The following is a 24,579-nucleotide window of genomic DNA, read 5'->3' on the forward strand; positions in this document are numbered from 1 at the left end:
TTGCCCGCTAGGTGCCCCGTTGCCCGCTATGTAACGGTGACCAGCGTGCCGTAGGGCAGGTACGGGTAGGCCTCCTTGGCGGCGTTGTAGGGCAGTTCGACGCAGCCGAGCGACTGCGGGGAGCCGTAGCTGCCGCGGGGGATATAGTGCACCGCGGAACCGCCGGAGAAATACGACACCCAGGACACCGGGTCGGCGTAGTGCGAGCCGTCCGGGTTGGTGCCCTGCATGACCTGGAACGGCAGCTTCTCGTAGACCGGGAAGGTGCCCACCGGCGTCGGGTCGATGGAGATGCCGAGGTTGGCCGGCGAGGAGAAGACCACGTGACCGTTGTGCCAGATGGTCAGGCGCTGCGGCACATGATCGCTGGCGAGCGCGTAGCTGTACCCGTGGGTGTTGCGCTGGTTCTTGGCGGCCGCCGCGAGCAGCGCCTTCCACACGGCCGTCCCGGCCACCCCGTCGGTCGGCAGCGCGTGATCGGCCTCGAAGCCGGTGATCGCGCCGCGGTCAAGGGTGTTTGCCTTGCCCTGATCCCAGAAGGAGTACAGCGCCGACGGATAGCCGTGGTGCCAGGTGAACGTGCCCGGCGGCGGCGCGTACGCCGCGGCGAGCTGCGCCGCCCCGCTGCCCGCGGGCACCGCTGCGCCCGCGCCAGGCGTCCAGGTCATCGGCAGGTAGCCGAGCTCCGCCAGGATCTGCTGCAGCCGCAGCATGCTGTAGGCGCCGGTCTTGAACGTGGACTTCTCCGTAGCGGCGCCCGGGTCGGCCAGGCCGCTCACCGTGACGGTGACATGCGAGTTCGCAGGATAGCCAGTGTCCGGCATGAAGATGGCGGCGTTGCCCGCGCGCTGCCAGGTTCCGGCGATCGCCGGGGACAGCACGGGCAGCGGCGCGCTGGCCGGCAACGGCTGGTTATAGGTGACTGTGATGGTCCGCGCGCCGTCGACGGCCCGGTCGCCGTCGCCGGGATTGACCGAGACCAGGCGCAGCGCCACCGGCTTGGCGACGCTCGGGCTCGAGGCCGCGCTCACCGGGTGACCGCGGCCGGAGCCGCTGCCCTGTGCCGCGAGCACGATTCCCGCCGTGCAGCCGCCGATCACGAGTACCGCACCCGATGCCCACGCCGCGGTCTTACGCGAAAGGTGAATCACCAGTGCTCCCCCCATTGCTCCTTTGCACTGTTTTAACCGCATCTCATCAGCGAAAAATTACGCGGTGTAATGGAACATATTCCCTCAGTAATCAAGAGCTATGCCTGACTGCCGCCGAGGCCCCGCTACCGTTTCTTGGTGGCAAAAGGGCCTTACGTGACGCCAGTTGACAATGGGCGGAACAACGGTATGTTTTCACCTCAGTCCTTCAGCGGCTCACGGGCAGAGCGGCTGGCGTAGCATTGGATGAGCGTTACGGCGGGGGCCGGAGACAGCCAGTCTCCGGGTGGCTGTGGCGCGGCGGCAGGGGCCGGTGTGCGTCCGGCTGTCAGGGGGAGTTGGGCCTGGAAGGGGCCTGGGCGGCTCAGTAGAAAACGCGACCGTGCTCGTGGCCGACGAGCCGTTCGCGGACCGAAGGCGCTCGCCCGGGCTCTCTTCCACTTGACAAAGCGGACATGGCCGGATGAAGAAGGTGAAGACAGGCGATGGGTGAACGGGACGCGGTCGCGCGCCGCGTTGTGATTGTGATGCCCACGTATAACGAGCGGCAGAACCTGGAGATCATGGCAAGCCGGATCCGCGAGTCGGTTCCCGGCGCTGACCTGCTCGTGGTTGACGACAACAGCCCCGATGGCACCGGGGACCTCGCGGACAAGCTCTGCGAGGCGGACCCGCGGGTGCAGGTGATGCACCGGATGGAGAAGGCGGGTCTCGGCAGGGCGTACGTGGCCGGCTTCGCCTGGGCGCTTGAGCGGGGCTATGACCTGATTGTCGAGATGGACGCCGACGGCTCACATCGGCCCGAGGACCTGCCGCGGCTGCTCGTCGCCGCCGAGCAGGCGGACGCGGTCATCGGGTCGCGCTACGTGCCTGGCGGCACCGTGGTGAACTGGCCGAAGTCCAGGGAGTTCCTGTCACGCGGCGCCAACGTCTACAACCGGGCGATGCTTGGCGTCCGGGTCAAGGACGCGACCGGCGGCTTCCGCGTGTACCGGGCCGCGACGCTGCGCAAGATCGACCTGAACGGCATCGAGTCCGCGGGCTACTGCTTCCAGATCGACATGACGCTGCGCGTTCTCCAAGCGGGCCTGACGATCACCGAGGTGCCGATCACGTTCGTGGAGCGGGAGCGCGGCGCATCGAAGATGTCCAACACGGTGATCTTCGAGGCGTTCAGCAGGGTCGCCAAGTGGGGGATCAGCGCACGGCTGCACGGCCACTCGGCCGCGAGCATCCGGCGCTAGCCGCAGGCATGCCGCAAGGCGGCCCGGTACTCCGGGCCGCCTTGCGCGTTTCCGCCCTGCGTGCTGCTGACGCGGGTCAGGCGCTGCGGCGGTTCGCCACGTCGGCGATCGCGCGCGCCTCCATGGCGCGGCGTTGCTTGACTACCTCGAGCCGCTCGGCGAGGACTGCCTCGAGATCCTCGACGGTCCGTCGCTCCATGAGCATGTCCCAATGGCTACGCGGGGGCTTGACCTTCTTGGGGGAGGGCGAATCGCCCGTGCTCGCCGTGGACATCGCACCGCAAACGCGACACTCCCATAGTGGGGGGAGTTCCGCCTCGGCGGCGAAGGGCACGCTAAAATGGTGTCCGTTGGGGCAATCGAACGGGACGTCCTGGCGGGGGGCCAGGTCAGTGTTCCGGTCGTTTTCGTAGCTCGTGGCGCCGAGCCGGGTTCCGCGAAGTGCGCGTTCGGCCATTACTTGCTGCCTCCCAGGCGGTTGGCGATCTCTATCGGCAACACTGGATACCCGGACAAGATTCCCGTCACGCGGTGAGTCCAACCCCGTTTCGCGCAGGTAACTCGAAAGTCTTCCGGCGGCACCGGGGTTCCGGGTGCTGAAAATATTGCCGCTGCGTGCGGCCGCAAACCGGTGTCAGCAGCCGCCCGAGTCCGCGATGTCCCTTATGTCGACGCGGACGGCATTCACGCCACCGGTGTTCACCCCACCGGCGTGCCAGGCGTCGCGGGGACACGCGGGTGCCATTGGCCGCGCTCCATCAGGATCTCCTTGAGCAGCACGACCTCGTCGGTCATCACGCCGTCGGCCCCGAGGTCGAGCGCCTCCTCGATCTCGGCCCGCGTGTTCAGCGTCCACACGTGCACCTGCAGCCCGAGCTCGTGCGCCCGCCTGATGAACCCGCGCGTGGCGATCTTGCGCGGCACCTGGGCGCACTGCGCGCCGTACCTGGCAAGGCCGCGGGCGAGCAGTTCACCGGGCAGTCCCAGGTACCGCAGGGCCACGATGGCCGCGGGCGTGACCGCGAGGCAGACGGGCCGGTCGAGTGAGCGCTGCGCGGCGAGCAGCCGGGCACCGGAGAACGAGGTGATGCAGACCCTGTCCCATGCCCCGGTGCGCCTGAGCAGGCCCGCGAGCGGCGCGATGGTCCCCTCATCCTTGAGGTCGATGTTGAACCGCGCCTCACCGAACGAGCCGATCAGGTCCTCGAGCAGCGGAATCTCCTCGGTGCCCGCGATCCGCGCCGCGGAGACCTCCCGCCAGCTGAGCTTCCTGACCGTTCCCGTCCGGTCGGTCGCCCGGTCCAGGTCCGCGTCATGAAAGGCGATCAGCGCGCCGTCCGCCGTGGAGCGCGCGTCCGTCTCCAGGTAGGCGTAGCCGAGGCTCGCGGCGTATTCGAAGGCGGCCCAGGAATTCTCCGGGCGGTGTGCCGCCCCGCCCCGGTGCGCGAACGCAACCGGCCGGGGATGGTCCAGGTAAGGACAGTAAGCTGCCACGTCACTAATTATTCCCCGCTGACCAGGCACGATAGGTAAACGGCGTTTGTCGCCCGCGTATCCCCCAGTGGAAAACAAGCTCATCGCCCCATCCTCACCGTCCACCATCCTCGCCGCGGGCCGCCTCACCCCACCCAACCCTCGTGCATCGCGAGCAACATCACACTCCCGACACAGAACCGCCGACCCCATTTCACCCTCCATCGCCCGCGCCCAGTCGGATAACAGCAAGAAGTGTAAATGATTTTGGAAACTTTGTTCGTGATGGAAATAAAACCCTCCATTTGGGGGAAAAGTTTCCACGAAAAACCGAATTTCCATAATCATGCTCAGACCGCACGCCAGCCGCCCGGATAACAGCAACAAGCGCGGAGCGCCAACACGCCCGGCTAGCCGGCCTACGGGGACGAGCTCCATTCGCGGCGCCGGACCTCGGCGAGTGCGATCGCGGCGGCGACGGCGACGTTGAGCGAGCCGACCCGGCCGACCTGCGGGATGTAGGCCGCCGACGACACCGCGCCGAGCAGCGCTGGTGAGCAGCCGTGGTCCTCGTTGCCGATCGCCAGGCAGATGTCGCCGTCGAGCGGCGCCTCGAACAGCGGCACGGCCCCCGAGGCCAGTTCCACCGCGACCACCCGGAAGCCGTCCGCGGCAGCCTCCTTGGCCGCCTGCGCCGGCGACGGCTCGCGGTAGGCGGAAAGGAAGCGGTCGGTGCCGAGGGCGGTCTTGCCGACCGCGGGCAGGTCGAGGTCGGGCGTGATGCCGCACAGCCACACCGACTCCACGCCGAACGCGGCGGCGGTCCGCACGATGGAGCCCACGTTGAACGGCTGGCTGACCGAGTCAAGCAGGAGCGCGAGCCGCCCTTCGGTCTGCCGCCGCCACACCCTGTTGAGCCGCTTCACGTCGGTCATCCGCAGCTGCCGCGGCGGCCCGCCTGCGGGACGGCCAGCCACAGTGTCGCCTGAAGTCTCAAGGTCACCGGAAGCCTCGGAGGCGTCGGGAGTGTCAGTGGCCATCGGGAGTCTCCCTCATCCGTTGCGATCATCGGGGCCGGTCACCCGCAGCAGCCGGTAACCGCTGCGCGCGGACAGGCGCGTCACCGACCATCCTTCCTCGTTCGCCAGCCATGCGTGCAGCGAGTCGGCGCCGAGGTTGCGGCCCATCACCAGGGTCGCGGCCGCCTGCGGCGCGAGCCGGGCCAGCCAGCCGCGGAGCATGGCGTGCAGGGCAGGCTTGCCGATGCGGACCGGCGGGTTGGACCAGATCCCGGCAAGCACCGCGGGGACCTCCGGTGACGAAGCGAGCACGCAGCGCACGTTCGCGAGGCCCGCCTGAGCAGCGTTTGACGCGCACAGCGCGAGCGCGCGCTCGTTCACGTCCACCGCCCACACGGTCGCGCCGGGGGAGCGGGCCGCGAGCGTGCACGCGATCGGCCCGTAGCCGCAGCCCAGGTCGAGGATGTCGCCTGACGCGGGCGGCGGTGGCGACTTTTCCAGCAGGAACCGGGTCCCAGGGTCGAGGCGCCCGGGGGAGAACACACCGGAGTCGGTGGCGAGCTCCAGGTACAGGTCGGGGAGCACCACCCGGACAAGACCTGGGCGGTGCGCGGCATCCGGCTGGGCCGCGAAATAGTGCGAGGAGCCGGTCACCGGCCCACGGGCTGCTGGGGCGCCGGGTCCGACCCGGCCATCGCCGGCTCGATGTAGCGGTGGGTGAGCCAGCGCTCAACGACGAACGTCAGCACCGGGATCGTGCCGGCGAGTAGCAGCAGCACGGTCGGCCCCACCGCCAGCTTGAGCAGCCGCGACAGCAGGTAAGCGACGATCACGTAGATGATGTAGAGGATGCCGTGCACAACGCCGACGTCGTTGGCGACCGCGGGGTGCCCGGCCACCTGGAGTGGGATGCCGACGAAGCACAGCACCATCAGCACCACGCCGGTTATGTATGCCATCACCCGGTAGCGCAGTACGGCCGCGTGCATGGTCGGTGTCCTTCCTGTTTGCGTGCAATGTCCTGTTTGCGTGCAATGACGCGTGCTATGTCACAGTGGCCCGTGACCGGACGGGCCTGCCGGTGCCGCCTACCAGAAGCTCCGCCGCTTGCCGCTGCCCTTGACCTCGGAGTGCAGCTTGGCGAGGTAGGCGTTGTAACTGGCGAGGTCCCCGTCGTCCGCGTCGTCGCCTGGGCGTTCGATCTGCCTGGTGCCGATTCCCTCGGGCAGCGCGATGGCGGAGGCAGCGGCGGCGCTCGCGTCGCCGGCGGCCGGCATCACGCCCCGCCGCAGCCGGAACTCATCGCGCACCGTCCGCGCCCAGAAGACAATGCCGAACCCGGCGAACAGCGGCCACTCAAACGTATACGCCCAGCTCAGCCCGTTGCCTGCCATGGCGCGGTGCAACTGCCAGTCACCGAGCCACAGCATTCCCCAGATCGCGAGGACCGTGAAGGCATGCCACCCCAGCCAGCGTGGCTCGATCAGGAACCGCCATACTGGGCCTGAGACCCGACGCGGGGCGTCGAGCGTTACCGGAGCGTCCAGGGCGGTCGTGTCCGGCGCGGCCTGGGGCGAGGGCGCTGAACCGGGGGTTTCCATGCCATCGAGCGTATCGCGCCCGGCAAGGGCGCTGATCGCCCGTCGGCTGATGTGCCAACGTGACGTCATCCGGAACGAATGGAGCGGGAGCAAGGGTTGAACGCGGAGATCGTCATCTTCGGCGGAAACGCCCATCCTGAGCTGGCCGACGAGATCTGCCGGCAGCTTAGCGTGCGGCGCAGCCCGGTGCGGACCACCCGGTTCGCCAACGACTGCCTTCAGGTGCAGCTCCAGGCCAACTGCCGGGAGCGCGACGTGTACCTGATACAGCCGCTGGTTCCCCCCGCGCAGGAGAACCTGGTCGAGCTGCTGCTGATGGCGGACGCGGCCCGCGGCGCCTCGGCCGCCCGGGTGACCGCGGTCATGTCGCACTACGCCTACGCCCGTTCGGACAAGAAGGACGCGCCGCGCATCTCAATCGGCGGCCGTCTCGTCGCCGACTTGCTCGTCACCGCGGGGGTGAACCGGGTGCTCACCCTCACCCTGCACTCGCCCGAGGTGCACGGCTTCTTCTCGGTTCCCGTCGACCACCTGCACGCGCTGCGCGAACTCGCCGCGCACTTCAGGCAGCGCGACCTGTCCCGCGCGGTGGTGCTGTCACCCGACCTGGGCTACGCCAAGGCCGCCTCGGCTTTCGCGCGCCGCATCGGCGTCCCGGTCGCGGCAGGAGCGAAGGAGCGGTTCAGCGACCAGAAGGTGTCCATCTCCGCGATCATCGGCGAGGTGGCCGACCGTGACGTGATCGTCCTCGACGATGAGATCGCGCGCGGCACGACCATGCTCGAACTGCTTTCCGTGCTGCGTCACCACGAGCCGCGCTCGATCAGCATCGCCTGCACGCACGGGCTGTTCGCCGACGGCGCGCTCGAGAAGCTCACCGCCGCCGAGGATGTCAACGAGGTGGTCTGCACGAACTCGGTCCCCGTCCCCGTCTCGCATCCGAAGCTGACCGTGCTGTCTGTCGCCCCGGCCCTCGCCGAAGCGATCAGGCGCACCCACGACGGACAGTCCGTCAGCGTCCTGTTTGAGCAATAGTCACGCGGCCAGGAAAGCGCACGAGCCCGGCATCAGGCGATGCCGGGCTCGGGTAATTCGACGGCCAGTCATCCCGAACGGGTTCGTGGCGTCGCGTATCCGCCCGCGTGTCAGCCGAAGCGGTTCGGCCCCGGGGTGGCAGGCAGCACGAGCAGGACGATCACGGCGATCCAGCCGAGGATCGGGATGAAGCCGAGCAGCAGCAGCCAGCCGGTCTTGTCGCTGTCGTGCAGGCGCCGGACCCCCACGGACAGCCCGCTGAGCCCGATGACGAAGCTCACGAGGTCGAGCAGGAGCGTCAGGGCCAGGACGCCGATCACGGCGGAGATGATCGAGATCACCACGCTGACGATGAACAGACCGAGCGCGTACCACCAGTAGGCGGACAGCGAGGCGCGGCCGTTGAAGTTAAGGACGTTGTCGATCTGCATCCTGATGGCGTTCTGGAAGTCGACAGGACCGCCCTGCAGGTATCCCCGCTGAGGCCCCCCAGGCGCGTACCCGCCCTGCGGTGCGCCGTAAGGGGTGTAGGAACCGCTCACTTTTTCTTACCTCCGAGTTCCCCGGTTTTACAGTGTCCGATGAACGGACGGAAGCTGATTCTTTAGCAGTCGCTGGCTTTTAGCAGGCAATTAACCGATTTGACGCAAACAATCGCATTCGGTGACACGGATACCGGGCCGGCCGCTGACTAAATTGATTCCTCTCGATTAGCGGAGGTGCCGGGCCGGCAGCCGCAGGGGGTCCTGGGTACGTGGCAGCATGGTTCGTGAGGCGGCGAGGTATATAACCTAGTAGATCTATCGATAAAGAAGACAAAGGGGACCGCGCATGAGCGACGACCACTGGCACCGGCCGCTGTTCCAGATCAAGGCGGGTGAGCTGACGGGGGACACCGGCCAGACCTCGGGCATGTCCCGCCGGGAGGCCATCTCGGGCAAGACCGTCGGTGCGGAGAAGCTGTGGATGGGACAGACCCACGTCGCGGCGGGCGCCAAGTCGGGCGATCATCATCACGGCGAGGCGGAGACCGCCATCTACGTGGTATCTGGCACCCCGGCCTTCGTTTTCGCCGACGGCGACAAGGAGATCAGGCTCGAGGCCAAGCCGGGCGACTACATCTTCGTCCCGCCGTATGTGCCGCACCGCGAGGAGAACCCGGGTGACGGCGAGGCCGTCGTGGTGATCGCGCGCAGCAGCCAGGAGGGGATCGTGGTCAACCTGGACAGCCTGTGGCGCACGGAGTCCCCCGGCCAGCCCGCCTGACCAGCGCCTTCACCGGCTCGGCCGGCATGAGGCAGGGCTTGTCCTAATTCCTACTTGATCGATCGACATTATGTGATTTATGCTGTCGTTACCGGGGCGGCGCGGCCGAGTCGCCCCGGCAGGCGTCGACGGATGTCGCCCCCAGGCGTTCGTTGACGCGAGGCTCCCGCCGTCGCGAGCTCTCGTCCCGTCCGTCCAACCGTGTTCCCTGACGGCCGTCGCAACGCGCCGGCCGCGCTACCGCCATGCCATCAATTACGGAGCTTCCGCATGACTGTCATTCGCTCTCGCTCGCACGCTCGCCTCAGAGCGCGCCCGACCTACCGGAGCGCGGCGGCTGCCGCCTCCATCGTGGCGATCTCAGCCCTCGCCGCCTGCGGCAGCTCCGCTAGCTCGTCCGCCACCGGAGCCGGCTCGGCGGCCGCGGCCGGCGCGAGTGGGACCATCAACTGGGAGTGGGCGCTGCCCACGTCCTGGGACCCGGTCACCTCGTCCGCCGGCTGGGACATGCACGCCCTCGGCCTCGTCTACGCCTCGATCACCACGCTGAATGCCAAGGGCGATGTCCAGCCGGGGCTCGCCAGCTCGTGGAAGTACGCGGCCGACGGCAAGAGTGTCACGTTCACGCTGCGGCCCGGCCTGAAGTTCTCCGACGGGAGCCCGCTCACCGCGACGTCCGTCGAGCAGAACATCAAGCGCGGGCAGACCCAGGCGAACTCGACCGTCGCTTCCGAGCTGTCGGTCATCGCCAAGGTCACCGTTGACAGCCCGACGAGCTTCACCTTCGACCTGAGCCAGGTCGACTACCAGGTGCCCGACTTGCTCGCCGGCAAGGACGGGATGATCGTCAACCCGGCCTACTTCAAGAACGTGGGCTCCCTGCCGACCAAGCCGGAGGGCGCGGGGCCGTTCACGCTGTCGAGCTACGTGCCCGACTCGCATGCCGACCTGGTGCGCAACCCCAGCTACTGGAACGCGAGCCAGATTCACGTCGCCAACTTCAACGTGCTGTCCATCACCCAGCCCGAGCAGATCCTCTCCGCGCTCGAGTCCGGTCAGGTGAACGTGGCCTACATCGCGGGCAACCAGGTGGCGGCGGCCAAGGCGGCGGGCTTCAAGATCGACGTGATCCCATCCGAGGTCGTCAACGAGCTCGACATCCAGACCACCACGGCGCCGTTCACCAACCCGAAGGTCGTCCAGGCGATCAACTACGCGATCAACCGGCAGGCGATCCTCCAGGTCCAGGCCTCCGGGTACGGCGCGATCTCCTACCAGCCGTTCCCCGAAGGATTCGTCGGGTACAGCGCCAAGCTGGCCAACGAGTACCCGTACAGCCCCGCCAAGGCCAAGCAGCTGCTCGCCCAGGCGGGCTACGCCAACGGCCTGTCCATCACGCTCACCTCGACGTCCTCGACCGACTCGCTCGCGGAGCAGATCCAGGGCCAGCTCGCCGAGGTCGGCATCAAGGTCGCCATCAAGGACATCGCGGCCGACACCTCAACCCAGTTCCTCTACCTCGACAAGACCATCCCGCTCGCGATCGACGGCACGGCGGGCCGGATGTCTCCGGTCGAGATGCTCGACGTCCTCTACAGCCAGCAGGGCCTGATGAACGTGACGGGCAAGGCGACCACCACGCCGGCCACGGTCAGCAGCGCGCTGGCGAAGGCGCTCACTGTCCCGCTCGACTCGCCCGACTATGCGGCCGCGCTGCAGGGCGCGGTGGAGACCTCGGTGCGCCAGGAGCCGATCCACATCTGGCTGTACACCAACCCGCGCATCTTCGCCTACAACTCCGCGGTCAGCGGCATCCCGTCCGACCTGGTGCAGCAGCGCTGGGAAGGCGTCACCGTGAGCGGCGGCTGACCGGTGGCAGTCATCCTCCGTGGGGACGATCCCCCGTACCCCCCGAGTGTCATCGAACTGACGAGCCCTGAACTGACGGGTGCCGCCGGGGCCATGGCGCCCCGGCGGCGCCGGGCTCGTGCCGTCGCCGCCAGGATCGGCGGCGGGCTCGCCATCCTCGTCCCCATCGTGCTGATCAGCTCCTTCATCACCTACTGGCTGGGCGCGCTGTCGAACAGCAACCCCGCGGCGACGATCCTTGGCCAGGACTCGGCGACCCCCGCCGCGGTGGCGCACCTGAACCACGTGCTCGGCCTGGACAAGCCGCTCATCGTCCAGTACTGGGACTGGCTGTCCCGGGCCGTCCGCGGCAACCTTGGCACCTCCTACTTCACTCAGATCCCGGTCTCCCAGTCGATCGCGCAGCGGCTCCCTGTCGACTTGTCGATCGCGATCACGGCCGTCATCCTGGCGGTCGTCATCGGCGGCACGGCAGGGACGGTCGCCGGAATCCGGCGCGGCGGCTGGTTCGACCGGGGCCTGACCATCGTCTGCTCGGCCGTCTCGACACTGCCCGCGTTCGTCGTCGGCATCATCCTGGTGGTCATCTTCGCGGTGACCGTCCACCTGCTGCCCGCCAATGGGTACGTCGGACCCGCACAGGGCGTCGGACCGTGGCTTGAGCACATCATCCTGCCGGCGCTCGCGCTGGCACTGCAACTGGCCGCGGACGTCGCCCGTCAGCTGCGCACATCGCTCGTCGCCGTGCTCGACCAGAACTACATCACCGGCGCGCGGGTGCGCGGCCTGCCGTACCGGCGGATTCTGCTGCGGCACGCGCTGCGCAACGCCGCCGGGCCGGCCCTGGTCACCATCAGCTATGACTTCCCGCAGATGCTCGCGGGCGCCGTGGCCGCGGAGGCCGTGTTCTCTCTGCCCGGGCTCGGCCAGTTGCTGCTGAACGCGGCGGAAAGCAGGGACATCCCGGTGGTGCAGGGCCTGCTGCTGGTGGTCGCCGCTTTCGTCATCGTGGTGAACCTCGTGGTGAACACGCTGCTCGCGTGGATCTACCGGTCCAGCGAGGGGGTGGGCATGTGAGCGGTAGGCCACGGTCGGGAAACTCGCTGCTGCGCATGCCCTCAGCCAGGATCGCGCTGGTCATTCTCGCCGGGATCTTGTTCCTGACGATCTTCGGGTCGGTGCTCGCACCGCAGAATCCGCTCACCATCAACTCCAGCGCCCTGTTCCAGGGACCGAGCCGGGCGCACTGGCTCGGCACCGACTACCTCGGCCGGGACGTGCTGAGCCGGCTGATGGCGGGCACCAGGCTGTCGGTGCTGACCGCCCTCGAGGCGGTGGGCATCGGCCTGGTGGCCGGGGTCCCGCTCGGCGTCGCCACGGTCTTCCTTGGCCGGGTGTTCGACTTCATCGCCAACCGGGTCGCCGACGCGCTGCTGACGCTGCCGTCCATCTTCTTCGTCGTCGCGGTGACCGCGGCGCTCGGCAACGGCCTGGTCCAGGCGATGTTCCCGGTCGGGATCCTGCTGGTGCCCGCGTTCTTCCGCATCACCAGGTCGGCGACCCTGGAGTTCACGGGCGCCCAGTACGTGGAGGCCGCGGAGCTGATGGGCGGCTCGAAGCCGCACGTGATCCGGGTGCACGTGATGCGCAAGGTGTTCCCGACCATCGCGGTGACCACCGCGACGGTCACCGGCGCCGCGCTGCTGTCGGTCTCGTTCCTCACCTTCCTCGGCATCGGCGTCCAGCCGCCCGCGCCGACCTGGGGCGGCGTGCTCTCTTCCGATCTCAACTACCTGAACCTGGCGCCGTGGGCGCCGTTCATCCCCGGGGCGCTGATCGCGATCACGGTGGGCGCGCTCAACGCGCTCGCCGACGCCTACCGCGACCGGACCGGTCCCGGCACGCTGCTGCTGCCAGCAGCCGACCCGGTCATCAAGACCCACTCGACCCTTACACCAGCGGAGGCCGCCGATGCCGCCTAGCAGTTTTCTCCCGGGGGAGCGACCCCCCGCCGAAGTGCTCGCCATCGCGGACCTGCACGTCACCGTGCACAGCGGTGCCGCCACCGCGCTGCGCGGCGTCTCTCTCGGCGTGCAGGCGGGCGAGATCGTCGGCCTGGTCGGCGAGTCGGGCAGCGGCAAGACGCTGACCTGCCGCGCCGCCCTCGGCGTGCTGCCGCCGGGTGTCGACGTCGTTCAGGGCACGATCACCTTCGCGGGCGAAGACGTGACGGGGCTACCGCCGCGGCGCTGGGAACGGCTGCACGGCTCGCACATCGGCGCGGTCTTCCAGGATCCCGCCTCGTACCTGAACCCCAACCTGACCATCGGCAGCCAGGTGACCGAGGTGCTGCGCGTCAAGCGCGGGCTGTCCCGCAAGCGGGCGCACGCCAAGGCGATCGAGCTGCTCACCGCGGTCGGCCTGCATCAGGCGGCGCGGGTCTTCCATCAGATCCCCGCCGAACTGTCCGGTGGCATGCTGCAGCGGGTCATGATCGCCATCGCGATCTCCTGTGACCCGGAGCTGCTCATCGCCGACGAGGCCACCACCGCGCTCGACGTGACCATCCAGGCGGAGATCATCGAGCTGATCAAGGACCTGCGCGACCAGCGCGGCCTCGCCGTCCTGTTCCTCTCGCACGACCTGGCCGTGATCAGGGAGCTGTGCGACCGGGTGGTGGTCTTCTACGCCGGCGAGGTCGTCGAGGCGGGCCCGGTGGCGGAGATCATCGAACGGCCCAGGCACCCCTACACCCAGGCGCTGCTGCGGGTCGCCTCGGTCGGCGACTTCCAGCGGCGCGAGCTTCAGGTCATCCCCGGCCAGCCGCCTCAGGTGGGCGCCCAGATAGCCGGCTGCAAGTTCGCCGGGCGCTGCCCCTCGGCCATCGACGCCTGCCGAGCGGGCGACATCGCGCTAACCAGGCTCGGCCCGGCGCACGAGGCGCGCTGCGTCCGGGTGAACGATCCCGGCCTCACCGCGGCATCCGCCGCCGCCGAGCCGGAACTGGCCCGCCGATGACCGCGGAGCTTACTGAGACGACAGCCGCGGCGGCGACCAAGGCGCGGCCGTTGCTTGAGGTGTCCGACGTCGGTGTCGTGCTCGGCAACGGCTGGCGCGCGAGCCGCGTGCTGGACGAGGTCAGCCTGACCGTGTGGCCGGGCGAGATCGTCGGCCTGGTCGGCGAGACAGGCTCAGGCAAAACCACGCTGGCGCGGACCGTGGTCGGCCTGGCCAGGCCCCGCGGCGGCCGGGTGCTCTTCGACGGAACGGAGATCTCCCGGCTGCGCGGCGCCGCCCGGCGCCGTGAACGCCGCTCCGGTCACATCCAGCTGATCTTCCAGGACCCGCTGCGCTCGCTCGACCCCGACCTCACCGTCGGCGACATTGTCGGCGAGGGGCTGAAGATCCGCGGCCTGCCGGCCGCCGAGGTCGATGCCCGCGTGGTGGACGCGCTTGCCGCGGTGGGACTCGTCCCCGCGCTGCGCCACCGCCAGCCCGGCCAGATCTCCGGCGGCCAGCGGCAGCGAGTCTCCATCGCCAGGGCCCTGGCGGCGAAGCCGAGGCTGCTGCTGTGCGACGAGCCGGTCAGCGCGCTCGACGCGAGCAACAGGAACTACATCCTGCGGCTACTCGCCGGGCTGCGCGACAGCCTCGGCCTGTCCATCGTGATCATCTCGCACGACCTGTCCTCCCTGGCGGGCATCGCCGACCGGGTGGTCGTGCTCTACCGCGGCCGCATCGTCGAGGACGGCCCGGTTGAGCAGGTGTTCACCGCCCCACGGCATCCGTATACGGCGCTGCTGATGGCCTCCGCTCCCCGGGTCGAGGCACCCGGCGGCGACCCGGACGGTGAGCTGTCGGTTCACCAGCTGCGCAGGACCACCGCCGACCCCGCGCCGCCGGCCAGCCCCGGCGCGTGCGTCTTCGCCGCCCGCTGCCCGTTCGCGGTCGACGCGTGCGCCGTCCAGCCACCACTCGCTCCGGTCTCCGGCGCCGTGGTCGCCCGCCCCGCTGCCAGCAGCCTCGCTGCCAGCAGCCCTGCCGCCGACGGTCCCGCGGACGGCCACTGGACCGTGGCCTGTCACCGGCAAAGCGCCTGGCAGGCGCTCGCCAGGGCCCGCACGGCGACGGCACGAAGATAGCCAGCGCGCAGCCAGCCATCAGGAAGTTCCACCGCAGCAAGGCAGTAAGGAAGGAATCAGCTCCATGCCTGTCGAGTTCATCGGCATGATCGGTACCAAAGACCAGTCGGAAATCAGGCACGCCGCGGGGCCGGTCATCGACCGCGACTACGTCCGCCGGTTCTCCCGCGCCCATGAGGACGCCGGCTTTGACCGGGTGCTGATCGGCTACGCCTCAACGCAGCCCGACGGCACTCAGGTGGCCGCCTACGCCGCGGCGCACACCGAGCGGCTCGGCTTCCTCGTCGCGCACCGCCCGGGCTTCGTCGCCCCCACGCTCGCCGCCCGCACCTTCGCCACCCTGGACCAGTTCACCGGGGGCAGGATCGCGGTGCACATCATCACCGGCGGCAGCAACAGCGAGCAGCGCCATGACGGCGACTTCCTAACCAAGGACGAGCGGTACGCCCGCACCGACGAGTACCTGGACATCGTCAAACTGGCCTGGACCAGCGACGAGCGGTTCAGCTACGACGGCAAGTACTACCAGGTCGAGGACTTCGTCTCCTACGTGAAGTCCGATCAGCAGCCGCGGATCAGGCTGTACTTCGGCGGCTCGTCCGAGGCGGCCTACCGGGTCGGCGGCAAGCACGCCGACACGTTCGCGCTGTGGGGCGAGCCGCTCGCGGAGACCAAGCAGCAGATCGACTCGGTCAACGCGGCCGCCGACGCGGCCGGCCGCGGTGACGTGCCGGGCATCTCCGTCTCCTTCCGCCCGATCCTCGGTCCCACCGAGGAACTGGCCTGGGAGCGGGCGCACCGCATCCTTGAGACCACCAAGGAGAACATCGAGGCGTTCCGCGCGCAGTGGGGCACCAAGACGTGGCCGCTCGGCGGCGACCAGCCGGAGAACGTCGGCTCACAGCGGCTGCTCGCCGCCGCAGCCAAGGGCGAACTGCACGACCGCGCGCTGTGGACCCCGCTGGCCGCCGCCACCGGCGCGGGCGGCAACTCCACCGCGCTTGTCGGCACCCCGGAGACCGTCGCCCAGGCGCTGCTCGACTACGTGGACATCGGCGCGACCACGCTGCTGATCCGCGGCTACGACCCGTACGACGACGCGATCGACTACGGCCGTTACCTGCTGCCCATCGTCCGGGAGGAGGTCGCCAAGCGCGACGCCGAGCGGGCCGCGGCGGCGAAGGCCACCGCGCAGGCGGACGCGCGGGCCGCAGCCGCCAACGCGCAGGCGGTGTCCGCATGAGCGCGGTCAAGCAGCGTCAGCTCAAGCTCGGCGCCGTCACCTACGGCACCGGCGGGCCCGGCCAGCCGTACCTGTGGCTTGACGAGGACATCCCGGTCGACGCCAGCGTGGACATCAACTGGTACATCGAGCAGGCCAGGCTCGCCGAGGAGGCGAAGTTCGACCTGATCTTCATCGTCGACAGCCAGTTCATCACCGCCGACTCGCCGCCGCACTACCTCAACAGGCTCGAGCCGCTCACCCTGCTGTCGGCCCTCGCGGTCACCACCAAGCACCTGGGCCTCGTCGCGACGATGACCACCTCCTACAACGACCCGTTCAACATCGCCCGCCGGCTCGCCTCGCTTGAGCTGATCTCCGGCGGCAGGTCGGGCTGGAACGTGGTGACAAGCGGCGACGCGGGCGCGGCGGCCAACTTCTCCCGCGCGGAGCACTTCGACTACGACACCAGGTACGCCCGCGGCCTGGAGTTCGTCCAGGTCGCCCAGGGCCTGTGGGACTCCTACGAGGCGGACGCGTTCCCCCGCGACCGCGCGTCGCGGACGTTCCTCGACCCGACCAGGCAGCACCAGCTCAACCACAAGGGCGAGCACTTCCAGGTGACGGGACCGCTCAACGTGTCCCGCTCGCCGCAGGGCCAGCCGGTCATCTTCCAGGCAGGCGACTCCGACCAGGGCCGGGACCTGGGCGCCACGATCGGCGAGGGGATCTTCACCCACGCCGCCACGATCGAGCAGGGCCAGGCGTTCTACAACGACCTCAAGGGCCGCGCCGCCGTCAAGGGCCGCGACCCGCAGGAGATCGTCATCATGCCCGGCGTGTCGGTGTACATCGGCGACACCGACAAGGAAGCCCGCGAGATCGAGCTTGACCTGCAGACCAGGGACCGCGACTTCGACCGCGCCCTGGCGGAGCTCGGCCGCCCGTTCGCCTGGCACGACTTCCGCCAGTACGACCTAGACGCGCCATTCCCGCAGCAGGCACTCGTGCACGCCGAGCGCGGCTTCCGCACCAACGCCGAGCACATCGCCAAGCTGGCCGCGGACAACGGCTTCACGCTGCGCCAGACCGTGGAGTTCATCTCCGCGCCACGGCCCACAGCGTTCGCCGGCGCTCCGACCACGGTCGCCGATCAGATCCAGCGCTGGTTCGAGGCCCGCGCGCTCGACGGACTTAACGTCGGCGTCGGCCATCCCGCCCAGTGGCGCCGCTTCCGCGAGGAGGTCGTGCCGATCCTCCAGGAGCGCGGCATCGTCCGCACCGAGTACGAGGCCAGCACGTTGCGCGGCAACCTCGGCCTGCCGGTACCGGAGAATCGCCACACCAAGGCGCGCGAGCAGGAGGTCGCCCTGCTCAGAATCTGACAGGCGGGGCGCCGGCGTGCTAGGCGTCGCCGGCCGCCACCGTCAGGTCGTGCCCCGCCGTGCTGTCGACGTGGTCCGGGATGTCGCCCTCGTGCCGGTCGCCGGTGGTCACCGTCCCGGACGGCTCGAACATCAGGATGGCGCCGCCGGTAGAAGACGGCTTGTGCTCGACGCCCCGCGGCACCACGAAGATATCGCCGGCGCTCAGGTGCACCGTCCGCTCCGTGCCGTCCTCGCGCAGGGACACGTCGAAGGTTCCGTCGATGACGAGGAAGAATTCGTCGGTGTGCTCGTGCACGTGCCAGACGTGCTCGCCGCTGGCATGCGCGATACGGACGTCGTAGTCGTTGACCCGGCCGACGATCCGCGGGCTGTAGATGTCGCTGAAGGAGGCCAGCGCCTGGCTCAGGCTGACCGGCGGGTTGACTCGTGCGTTCGCCATACTCGCGAGCATCGCACGGCCCTGCGACATTCTGGTGAACGAGACTGCCAGGGCGGCCGGTTACCGAGATGCCGTCAGGACGCCCGAGATGCGAATATTGGTCTATGTCACTTCAACTCACCGACATCTGGCGGTATCCGGTCAAGTCATGCCGCGGTGAGCGGCTCGCCGAGGCGCGGGTGGAGCCGTGGGGCCTGGCAGGCGACCGCCGGTGGATGGTGGTGGACACCGAGGGCAACCCGGTCACCGCGCGCGAGCACCCGCGCATGCTGCTGATCACGCCCCAGCTCGACGGCGGCGACAAGATCACGCTGTCCAGTCCTGACCTGCCCGACCTGGTGGTCCCCGTCCCGTCCGGCGCGGACTTGGTCCCGGCCAACGTGTGGGGAGCAGACCTGCTCGCCAGCCCGGCGGGCGACGAGGCGGCCGCGTGGCTGACCGGCATCATCGGCGAGCCGGTGCGCCTGGTCTACCTTGACGACCCGACACGGCGCCCGATCCGCCCCGATTACAGTGACCCCGGCGACCGGGTATCACTCGCCGACGCGTTCCCGCTGCTGCTGACCACCGAGGAATCCCTGGTGTCGCTGAACGGCTGGATCGCCGATGGCCCGAAAGCGGAGGAGGGCCCGGTCCCCATGCGCCGCTTCCGCCCCAGCGTCGTGGTCTCCGGCGCCGAGGCGTGGGCCGAGGACGGCTGGCGCCGCCTGCGCATCGGCCCCGTCACCTTCCGGTCCGTCAAGGGCTGTGACCGCTGTGTCCTCACCACCATCAACCCCGACACCGCCGCCAAGGGCCATGAACCGATCACCACCCTGGCCCGCCACCGCTGCTGGGACGGCAAGGTCTGGTTCGGCGTCAACCTCATCCCCGACAACCACGGTCCCGACGCTGTACTCCATCCCGGCGACCCCGTAGAGATCTTGGAATAGCCGCCCGCGAGACCGGGTCAGCTGCCGTCCGCGTCCCGGTCATCGTGGTCTGCCGAATCGTCCAGTTCCTCGGCCAGGCCCGCGCCGCGCTCCGCCGCCGGGGCGCCGATGTCCCAGGCAGACCCCTCGACGGCGGGCAGGCCGCCGATGATGGGAACGACAGAACCGTCCTCGCCGACAGTCTCGCCAGTGGTGGTCAAGTACCCAGGGTCTTCGTCGGGCGGAGAGCTGTCCGGTTCCTGCTCCCGCGACTGACCCGGGTCTTCGGCCTGCGGCTTCGCACCGGTCGCGTCATTGTCGGTCACAAACCGGGGATACCCGGTCACGCGGCTCTTAAAGGTTACGGGCCCAGACCGGCTGATAGGGCGGCGTGCCAAGCGGTGTGACCGTCACCACCGGCCCGGCAGGGGGACGGTCAGCCCGGGAGAAGCTGACGATGGCGGTACCGATCAGCGTGACCTCCACGATGTGGTCGCGCCGGCCCACCGCTACCGGGCAGTCTCGAACATGAGCGTGCATCTGCATGCCCGCGATCACCGCGCCCTCAGCGCCGAGCCGCCTGATGTCGTCTTCCAGCCGGTGCCTAGCGCCCCGCCGGGCCCGGTTCACCATCGCGGTCCAGCCGGCCATCTCGGCGTTGCCTGACCACGGGCGGGCCTGCCGGACGGTCGCCCGGTCGTCGTGCAGTGCCCCGATCGCGATGCCGTGCGCCAGCCCGGCCGGGATCCAGCCCGACATCACGAGCCGCGCGAAGTCCTGCCCGGACACGCCGGCGATGAAGGGACGCCGCGGCCTGACCGCGTTGCCGGTGGCGCGGACCGCGGTCCCGGCCACCGTGAACCCAAGCCCGCCGAAGACAAAGGGCCCGCGCGAAAACCGGACCCCTACCACCCCGTGACCGCCAAGCGCGTCGCATTGCGCCGCCATCCGATCAACGGCCGTCCGCCGGGCCTGATACATGGCCTCGACCAGCGGCCCGAACCCGTCCGGATCGCCAACCTCGGGACCTTGGGCGGCCGGCGGCACCGGCATCCCGTCGTCAGGCGCTGCCGCACCCGGGCACTGGGACCCGCCGGCATAGTCGGCCGCGTAGACGGCGGCACCGAACACCTGCCCGACCGGGGTGAAGCCCACGCCGCCGACGGCCGCCAGTTCCTGGCAGGTCAGCACCGACCCCCAGGTGCCGCCGGAGGAGGAACCCGCGGCCTGTTCCGCCGCGGACCGTTCGTCGCTCACTCTTTCGAGCCTATTCCGCGTGGTGTTGAATTGCGTCATGGGTGCCAGGCTGCTTGAGATCACGGACCTGCTGTGGCCGGTGGACAGCCGCGGTGCGCCCGTGCCGGCGATGAAGGCGGATGTGCTGAACGCGCTGCGGGGGCGCGGCCAGCGTGGCGCCGCCGCGATCGTGTCGGCGATCCCGGCTGCTGCGGGGATCTTGGACCCGGCCTACGTCGATGCTCTCGGCCTGCGGGTGCACCTCGAGTTGCAGCGGCTCGGCGAGGAGCTGGCACTGGGCAAGGACCCGGTGACCGCCTCCGCGGCAGTCCTGTCGGCGATCGCGGTACTCGGGGCGGAGCCGCTCGCCGGCCGACTCTGGTACACGACGAAAGACCGGCCATGAAGGTATCGGCCCTGTTTGACCCCGAGCCGCGAACGTGGGGCCTGCGCGGTGACCCCTACCTGTGGCAGGACCTGCGCGCGCACCTGGCCGGCCGGGACATCCCGGCCTCGGCCGGCGAGCTGACCGATCTCCCGCACGAGGCGTTCCGCGAGCTTGTCGGTACCGACCTCGCCAGCGACCCGGCCACCTCGGTGCACCGGGACCAGTACGCACACGGCGGCATGTCCAGCGGGATGATCAGCCTCGACACCTGGCGCCAGCGGTTGATGCCCATGCTCGCCGAGCGGGCAACGACCCGGCTGTCCGGCCAGCCGTAGCCGGGCCGGCCAGGGTAACCGGGCCGGCGTGCCCTTGCCGCCCCCGGCATCACCGTGGACCAGCTCCGGCGCTGTTCGCCGCCGCCGGTCATCTGCGACGAATGCGCGCACCGCGACTACTGGCGCACCCCCGGGAACGGTACCCGGCTGGTCATGGTCCACCAGGTCAATCGCGGCCCACGGTGATGAGATGGCGGGCAGGCAGAGATGGCCGGCGGTGCCGCCGGGCCGTGCAGGCCTCGAACGCTACACCGCCGCGCTCCGCACGCTACTGGACCAGGCGAACCCATGAGGCGGTACCGGCTGGCCAGCGTCCTGCCCGCGGGGGATGATGAGGTTGCGGGTGCTCGGGAAGTTGTCCGGGCGGCCCCGTTGTCACGTCGGCTGGCTTGTCGGGTGGGGTGAGTGACCTGGTGTACGGTACGGCGCTGGTCCGGGCGCCTAGCGGCAGGCTGGCCGAGGGGATCGTCACCCATGTCGCCCGCTCCGCGGTCGATGTCGCCCTGGCCAGGGAGCAGCATGCCGCCTATGCGGCGGCGCTGGCGGCCGCCGGCTGGGAGATCGGGCAGGTGCCTGCCGCGGAGGACTGCCCGGACTCGGTGTTCGTCGAGGACACCGTGGTGGTGGTCGAGGACCTGGCGGTGTTGACCCGGCCGGGCGCTGTCGCCCGCCGGGCCGAAGTCGGCGGGACCGCCGGGACGGTTGCGTCGCTGGGCTTGCGCACGGCGGAGATCACCGATCCGGGGACGCTGGACGGGGGTGACGTACTGCAGGCCGGGACCACGGTGTATGTCGGGCGCGGCGGGCGGACCAACGCCGAGGGCATCCGCCAGCTGCGCGCCCTGCTAGCCCCGCTTGGCCGCACGGTGGTCGCCGTGCCGCTCGGGCGGGTGCTGCACCTGAAGTCGGCGGTGACCGCCCTGCCCGACGGTACCTTCCTGCTCATGCCGCACCTGGTGCCGGCCGACCTGTTCCCCGCGGTGCGCCCGGTGGAGGAGGAAAGCGGCTGTCACGTCGTGCCGCTTGGCGGCGACCGGGTGATGATCGCCGCGTCCGCCCCGCGCACCGCCGCGCTGATCGAAGACCTCGGCTTCACCCCCGTCGTGGCGGACATCACCGAGTTCGAGAAACTCGAAGGCTGCGTGACCTGCCTGAGCGTGCTGCTGCCCGCACGCTGAAAGGATCGCGCTCACCCAACGGCGTCGAGAGCGGCGGCCAGCCCGTTGAGCTGCAGCTGCGTGCTGCCCTTCAGGTGCGCCACATCCTGCGCGCCATCCTCGGAATACGCCAGGAACACGTACTGCTCGGAATGACGCAGCCGGGTACCTGCCCCGGATGCAAGCGGGGACAGCTCAACCGTGACAAGCGACACCCAGCGCCGCACTTCGTTCAGCACCAGCTCATAGCCGAACACCAGCCGCGAGCCGGGCACCACGTCCCAGAACACCGACCGATAGGAAACCCGCTCCTCGGGCCCAAGATCGCCGAGCGGCGCAAACACGCCGCGCGACTCCTCGCCCCCGCCGACCCGGAAGTCGAGCGAATGGAAAGCACGGGAAGGGTCGCCGGGAATCCGGAACCAGCGCCGCCGCAGGGAAACGTCCGCGTACGCGGCGAAGACATTGTCCGAGGATGCCGCCAGGTCCCGCTGCACGGCAAATGAGCCGTGCAGCGGGACCTGGCCAAGCGAAGTCGCGGACAAGGCAGAACCCTCAGGAGGCAGACCCGGTAGCCGTCTCGATGATCCACGCGAGCACGAGCGCCTCCTCCTGCCAGGCGTCGTACCGTCCGCTTCGCCCGCCGTGCCCCGCCTCCATCTCGGTCTTCAGCAGGAACGGACCGCCGGAGGCGGCGGAACGCAGTCGCGCCACCCACTTGGCCGGCTCGTGGTACAGCACCCGCGTGTCGTTGAGCGAGGTGAGCGCGAAGATCGCCGGGTAGGCCACCGGGCGCACGTTCTCATACGGCGTGTAGGACTTCATGTACGCGTACACGGCGGGGTCGTGCAGCGGGTCGCCCCACTCCTCCCACTCCGTCACGGTGAGCGGCAGCGTCGGGTCGAGTATCGAGTTGAGCGCGTCCACGAACGGCACCTGCGCGACGATTCCGGCGAACGCGGACGGCGCCAGGTTGACCACCGCGCCCATCAGCAGCCCGCCCGCGGAACCGCCGCGCGCCACCAGCCGGGAGGCGGACGTCCAGCCGGCCGCGACGACGTGCGCGGCGCAGGCCACGAAGTCGGTGAAGGTGTTCTTCTTCTCCAGCATCTTGCCGTGGTCGTACCACGGCCGCCCCATCTCGCCGCCGCCGCGGATGTGCGCGATCGCGTACACGAACCCGCGGTCGAGCAGCGAAAGCCGGGTGATGGAGAAACCGGGGTCGATCGAGTGCTCGTAGCTCCCGTACCCATACAGCAGGCAGGGCGCGGAGCCGTCACGCGGCGTCCCCTTCTTGCAGACGATCGAGATCGGCACCAGCGTGCCGTCGGGTGCCGCTGCCCACTCACGGAACTGCTCGTAGTCGTCGGCGGAGTACGCGACCCCGGCCGGGGAGGGCAGTACCGGCTGCTGCTTGAGCTGGGTCAGCGAGCCGTCCGCGATGTCGTAGTCGTACACCGTCGACGGGGTGACCATCGAGTTGTAGCCGATGCGGAACCGGGTCTGCGAGTACTCGGGGTTGGAACCGAGGCCGACCGTGTACAGCGGCTCGGGGAAGGTGATCGGCTTCTCCTCGCCAGCCCCGGAGGGCGGGAGCACGGAAAGGCCCGTCATCCCGTCGCGCCGGTAGTACAGCATCAGGCAGGATTCGAACGCGTCCACGGAAAGCAGCCGAGTGTCGGCCCGGTGCGCGATGACCGGCGTCCACACCGCGGTGTCGCCGGCGCCCGGCAACGGCGCCGAGGCCAGCTCGAAGTTTTCCGCGCCGTCGTTGTGCAGGATCAGCAGCCGGTCGCTCGCGACCTCGACCTCGTACTCCACGCCGAACCGGCGCGGCGCGACGACGGAGAACTCGCCGGCCGGGTTGGCCGCGTCGAGTAGCCACACCTCGCTGGTCAGCTTCGAGGCGGTGCCGATCACCAGCCACTTGTCGTCGCGCGAGGTGCCGACGCCGAGCCAGAACTTCTCGTCGCTCTCCTCGAACACCACCACGTCGTCCGACGTCGGCGTGCCGATGACGTGCCGCCACACCCGGTAGGGCCGCCACGCCTCGTCGACCGTGGTGTAGAACAGCGCGGACCCGTCAAGCGACCAGGCGCAGCCGTAGTGCGTGTCAGGCACCTCGTCCGGGAGCACCTCGCCGGTGACGAGGTCCTTGATCCGCAGCGTGTACCGCTCGTCGCCGGCGAAGTCGGTGGAGTAGGCGAGCCGCTTGTCGTCCGGTGAGACGGCGAACGCGCCAAGCGAGAAGAACGCCTTGCCCTCGGCCAGTTCGTTGCCGTCGAGCAGCACTTCCTCGCCGTCAAGCGGCTTTCCGTCCTCCGGCATCGGCGGGGTGACCTCGCCGTCGTGCACCCGGCGGCGGCAGCTGATCGCGTACTGCTGCCCCTCCACGGTGCGCGAGTACCGCCACCAGTTCCCCTTGCGCACCGGGACAGACAGGTCGGTCTCCTGCGTCCGCGCCTTGATCTCGTCGAAAACGTCGGAACGCAGGCCCGCCAGCCCGCCGGTCAGCGAGTCCGTGTACCGGTTCTCCGCCTCCAGGTAGGCGATGACCTCGGGATCCTTCGGATCGGTCAGCCAAGCATACGGATCGGTGACCGTGTCACCATGATGCGTGCGCTCGGTCGGAACCTGCTTGGCGATCGGGGGAGTCGGCACGGACGAGGTCTCAGGCGACGGCACGGTGCTCATGACCGCAAA

The 24,579-nt window shown here is 69.5% G+C and carries 27 protein-coding genes; 14 read left to right on the forward strand and 13 right to left on the reverse strand.

The window, feature by feature from the left end; genetic code table 11:
* Positions 1 to 26: 26 nt before the first annotated feature.
* Positions 27 to 1,151: a L,D-transpeptidase family protein gene (locus EAS64_RS40080; protein ID WP_145861952.1), complete on the reverse strand. Its 1,125-nt coding sequence runs from the start codon at positions 1,149 to 1,151 to the stop codon at positions 27 to 29.
* Between the two features lie 485 nt (positions 1,152 to 1,636).
* On the opposite strand from EAS64_RS40080, the gene EAS64_RS40085 reads away from it, so the two are divergent.
* Positions 1,637 to 2,395 (forward strand): polyprenol monophosphomannose synthase, encoded by a 759-nt coding sequence (locus EAS64_RS40085; RefSeq protein WP_145861953.1) that lies wholly within the window; start codon positions 1,637 to 1,639, stop codon positions 2,393 to 2,395.
* A 76-nt stretch (positions 2,396 to 2,471) separates the two neighbouring features.
* Here the strand turns inward: EAS64_RS40085 and EAS64_RS40090 are convergent, their stop codons facing one another.
* From EAS64_RS40090 to EAS64_RS40115, 6 genes are all read right to left on the reverse strand, one after another.
* Positions 2,472 to 2,852, reverse strand: a complete 381-nt coding sequence (locus tag EAS64_RS40090) for an RNA polymerase-binding protein RbpA (RefSeq protein ID WP_145861954.1) — start codon at positions 2,850 to 2,852, stop codon at positions 2,472 to 2,474.
* A 242-nt stretch (positions 2,853 to 3,094) separates the two neighbouring features.
* Positions 3,095 to 3,889, reverse strand: coding sequence for a glycerophosphodiester phosphodiesterase family protein (locus EAS64_RS40095; protein WP_246116114.1), 795 nt, complete (start codon positions 3,887 to 3,889; stop codon positions 3,095 to 3,097).
* A gap of 398 nt (positions 3,890 to 4,287) precedes the next feature.
* A complete protein-coding gene (locus EAS64_RS40100; RefSeq protein WP_246116122.1) occupies positions 4,288 to 4,803 on the reverse strand; it encodes a TrmH family RNA methyltransferase in 516 nt (171 codons plus the stop codon).
* A gap of 117 nt (positions 4,804 to 4,920) precedes the next feature.
* Entirely contained in the window at positions 4,921 to 5,541 is a 621-nt protein-coding gene (locus EAS64_RS40105; protein WP_145861957.1) for a class I SAM-dependent methyltransferase, read from the reverse strand.
* A complete protein-coding gene (locus tag EAS64_RS40110) occupies positions 5,538 to 5,876 on the reverse strand; it encodes a DUF3817 domain-containing protein (RefSeq protein WP_145861958.1) in 339 nt (112 codons plus the stop codon). Before EAS64_RS40110 ends, EAS64_RS40105 begins: the two co-directional genes overlap by 4 nt.
* 99 nt (positions 5,877 to 5,975) lie before the next feature.
* A complete protein-coding gene (locus tag EAS64_RS40115; protein WP_145861959.1) occupies positions 5,976 to 6,488 on the reverse strand; it encodes a hypothetical protein in 513 nt (170 codons plus the stop codon).
* 96 nt (positions 6,489 to 6,584) lie between these two features.
* On the opposite strand from EAS64_RS40115, the gene EAS64_RS40120 reads away from it, so the two are divergent.
* A complete protein-coding gene (locus tag EAS64_RS40120) occupies positions 6,585 to 7,523 on the forward strand; it encodes a ribose-phosphate diphosphokinase (RefSeq protein ID WP_246116115.1) in 939 nt (312 codons plus the stop codon).
* 110 nt (positions 7,524 to 7,633) lie between these two features.
* On the opposite strand, the gene EAS64_RS40125 is transcribed toward EAS64_RS40120, so the two are convergent.
* Positions 7,634 to 8,065: a DUF805 domain-containing protein gene (locus EAS64_RS40125; protein WP_222849971.1), complete on the reverse strand. Its 432-nt coding sequence runs from the start codon at positions 8,063 to 8,065 to the stop codon at positions 7,634 to 7,636.
* A gap of 289 nt (positions 8,066 to 8,354) precedes the next feature.
* Here EAS64_RS40125 and EAS64_RS40130 point away from each other — a divergent pair, with 289 nt between their 5' ends.
* The 8 genes from EAS64_RS40130 to EAS64_RS40165 all read left to right on the forward strand — a co-directional run bounded on the left by EAS64_RS40130 (position 8,355) and on the right by EAS64_RS40165 (position 17,407).
* Entirely contained in the window at positions 8,355 to 8,789 is a 435-nt protein-coding gene (locus tag EAS64_RS40130) for a cupin domain-containing protein (protein ID WP_145861961.1), read from the forward strand.
* A gap of 351 nt (positions 8,790 to 9,140) precedes the next feature.
* Positions 9,141 to 10,658 (forward strand): ABC transporter substrate-binding protein, encoded by a 1,518-nt coding sequence (locus EAS64_RS40135; RefSeq protein ID WP_222849972.1) that lies wholly within the window; start codon positions 9,141 to 9,143, stop codon positions 10,656 to 10,658.
* 3 nt (positions 10,659 to 10,661) lie between these two features.
* On the forward strand, positions 10,662 to 11,735 hold the full coding sequence (locus EAS64_RS40140; protein WP_222849973.1) for an ABC transporter permease: 1,074 nt from the start codon (positions 10,662 to 10,664) through the stop codon (positions 11,733 to 11,735).
* Positions 11,732 to 12,640: an ABC transporter permease gene (locus tag EAS64_RS40145; RefSeq protein ID WP_222849974.1), complete on the forward strand. Its 909-nt coding sequence runs from the start codon at positions 11,732 to 11,734 to the stop codon at positions 12,638 to 12,640. Before EAS64_RS40140 ends, EAS64_RS40145 begins: the two co-directional genes overlap by 4 nt.
* Positions 12,630 to 13,676, forward strand: coding sequence for an ABC transporter ATP-binding protein (locus EAS64_RS40150; protein WP_145861964.1), 1,047 nt, complete (start codon positions 12,630 to 12,632; stop codon positions 13,674 to 13,676). The genes EAS64_RS40145 and EAS64_RS40150 overlap by 11 nt, the downstream gene beginning before the upstream one ends.
* Positions 13,673 to 14,800, forward strand: a complete 1,128-nt coding sequence (locus EAS64_RS40155; RefSeq protein ID WP_145861965.1) for an ABC transporter ATP-binding protein — start codon at positions 13,673 to 13,675, stop codon at positions 14,798 to 14,800. Before EAS64_RS40150 ends, EAS64_RS40155 begins: the two co-directional genes overlap by 4 nt.
* 64 nt (positions 14,801 to 14,864) lie before the next feature.
* Positions 14,865 to 16,043, forward strand: a complete 1,179-nt coding sequence (locus EAS64_RS40160) for an LLM class flavin-dependent oxidoreductase (RefSeq protein WP_145861966.1) — start codon at positions 14,865 to 14,867, stop codon at positions 16,041 to 16,043.
* Positions 16,040 to 17,407, forward strand: coding sequence for an LLM class flavin-dependent oxidoreductase (locus EAS64_RS40165; RefSeq protein WP_145861967.1), 1,368 nt, complete (start codon positions 16,040 to 16,042; stop codon positions 17,405 to 17,407). Before EAS64_RS40160 ends, EAS64_RS40165 begins: the two co-directional genes overlap by 4 nt.
* Before the next feature lie 19 nt (positions 17,408 to 17,426).
* Here EAS64_RS40165 and EAS64_RS40170 read toward each other — a convergent pair whose 3' ends face one another.
* Positions 17,427 to 17,849 carry a cupin domain-containing protein gene (locus EAS64_RS40170; RefSeq protein WP_145861968.1) on the reverse strand — a complete coding sequence of 141 codons (423 nt, stop codon included), beginning with the start codon at positions 17,847 to 17,849 and terminating at the stop codon, positions 17,427 to 17,429.
* A 104-nt stretch (positions 17,850 to 17,953) separates the two neighbouring features.
* Here EAS64_RS40170 and EAS64_RS40175 point away from each other — a divergent pair, with 104 nt between their 5' ends.
* Positions 17,954 to 18,781, forward strand: coding sequence for an MOSC domain-containing protein (locus EAS64_RS40175; protein ID WP_145861969.1), 828 nt, complete (start codon positions 17,954 to 17,956; stop codon positions 18,779 to 18,781).
* Positions 18,782 to 18,798: 17 nt separating this feature from the next.
* Here the strand turns inward: EAS64_RS40175 and EAS64_RS40180 are convergent, their stop codons facing one another.
* A complete protein-coding gene (locus EAS64_RS40180; RefSeq protein ID WP_145861970.1) occupies positions 18,799 to 19,086 on the reverse strand; it encodes a hypothetical protein in 288 nt (95 codons plus the stop codon).
* Positions 19,087 to 19,114: 28 nt separating this feature from the next.
* Positions 19,115 to 20,017, reverse strand: a complete 903-nt coding sequence (locus tag EAS64_RS40185) for a heavy metal-binding domain-containing protein (RefSeq protein ID WP_187366531.1) — start codon at positions 20,015 to 20,017, stop codon at positions 19,115 to 19,117.
* A 37-nt stretch (positions 20,018 to 20,054) separates the two neighbouring features.
* Between EAS64_RS40185 and EAS64_RS40190 the strand changes: the two genes are divergently transcribed.
* The 3 genes from EAS64_RS40190 to ddaH all read left to right on the forward strand — a co-directional run bounded on the left by EAS64_RS40190 (position 20,055) and on the right by ddaH (position 21,897).
* On the forward strand, positions 20,055 to 20,402 hold the full coding sequence (locus EAS64_RS40190) for a hypothetical protein (protein WP_145861972.1): 348 nt from the start codon (positions 20,055 to 20,057) through the stop codon (positions 20,400 to 20,402).
* Positions 20,399 to 20,719 (forward strand): hypothetical protein, encoded by a 321-nt coding sequence (locus tag EAS64_RS40195; protein WP_145861973.1) that lies wholly within the window; start codon positions 20,399 to 20,401, stop codon positions 20,717 to 20,719. The genes EAS64_RS40190 and EAS64_RS40195 overlap by 4 nt, the downstream gene beginning before the upstream one ends.
* A 401-nt stretch (positions 20,720 to 21,120) precedes the next feature.
* A complete protein-coding gene (gene ddaH, locus EAS64_RS40200; protein WP_281283391.1) occupies positions 21,121 to 21,897 on the forward strand; it encodes a dimethylargininase in 777 nt (258 codons plus the stop codon).
* A gap of 11 nt (positions 21,898 to 21,908) precedes the next feature.
* On the opposite strand, the gene EAS64_RS40205 is transcribed toward ddaH, so the two are convergent.
* Together EAS64_RS40205 and EAS64_RS40210 are read right to left on the reverse strand one after the other, a co-directional pair.
* Positions 21,909 to 22,421, reverse strand: a complete 513-nt coding sequence (locus EAS64_RS40205) for an SRPBCC domain-containing protein (RefSeq protein WP_222849975.1) — start codon at positions 22,419 to 22,421, stop codon at positions 21,909 to 21,911.
* Positions 22,422 to 22,431: 10 nt separating this feature from the next.
* Positions 22,432 to 24,570 (reverse strand): S9 family peptidase, encoded by a 2,139-nt coding sequence (locus EAS64_RS40210; RefSeq protein ID WP_145861974.1) that lies wholly within the window; start codon positions 24,568 to 24,570, stop codon positions 22,432 to 22,434.
* Between the last annotated feature and the right edge of the window lie 9 nt (positions 24,571 to 24,579).

The organism is Trebonia kvetii, assembly GCF_007827045.1.
Classification (GTDB): domain Bacteria; phylum Actinomycetota; class Actinomycetes; order Streptosporangiales; family Streptosporangiaceae; genus Trebonia; species Trebonia kvetii.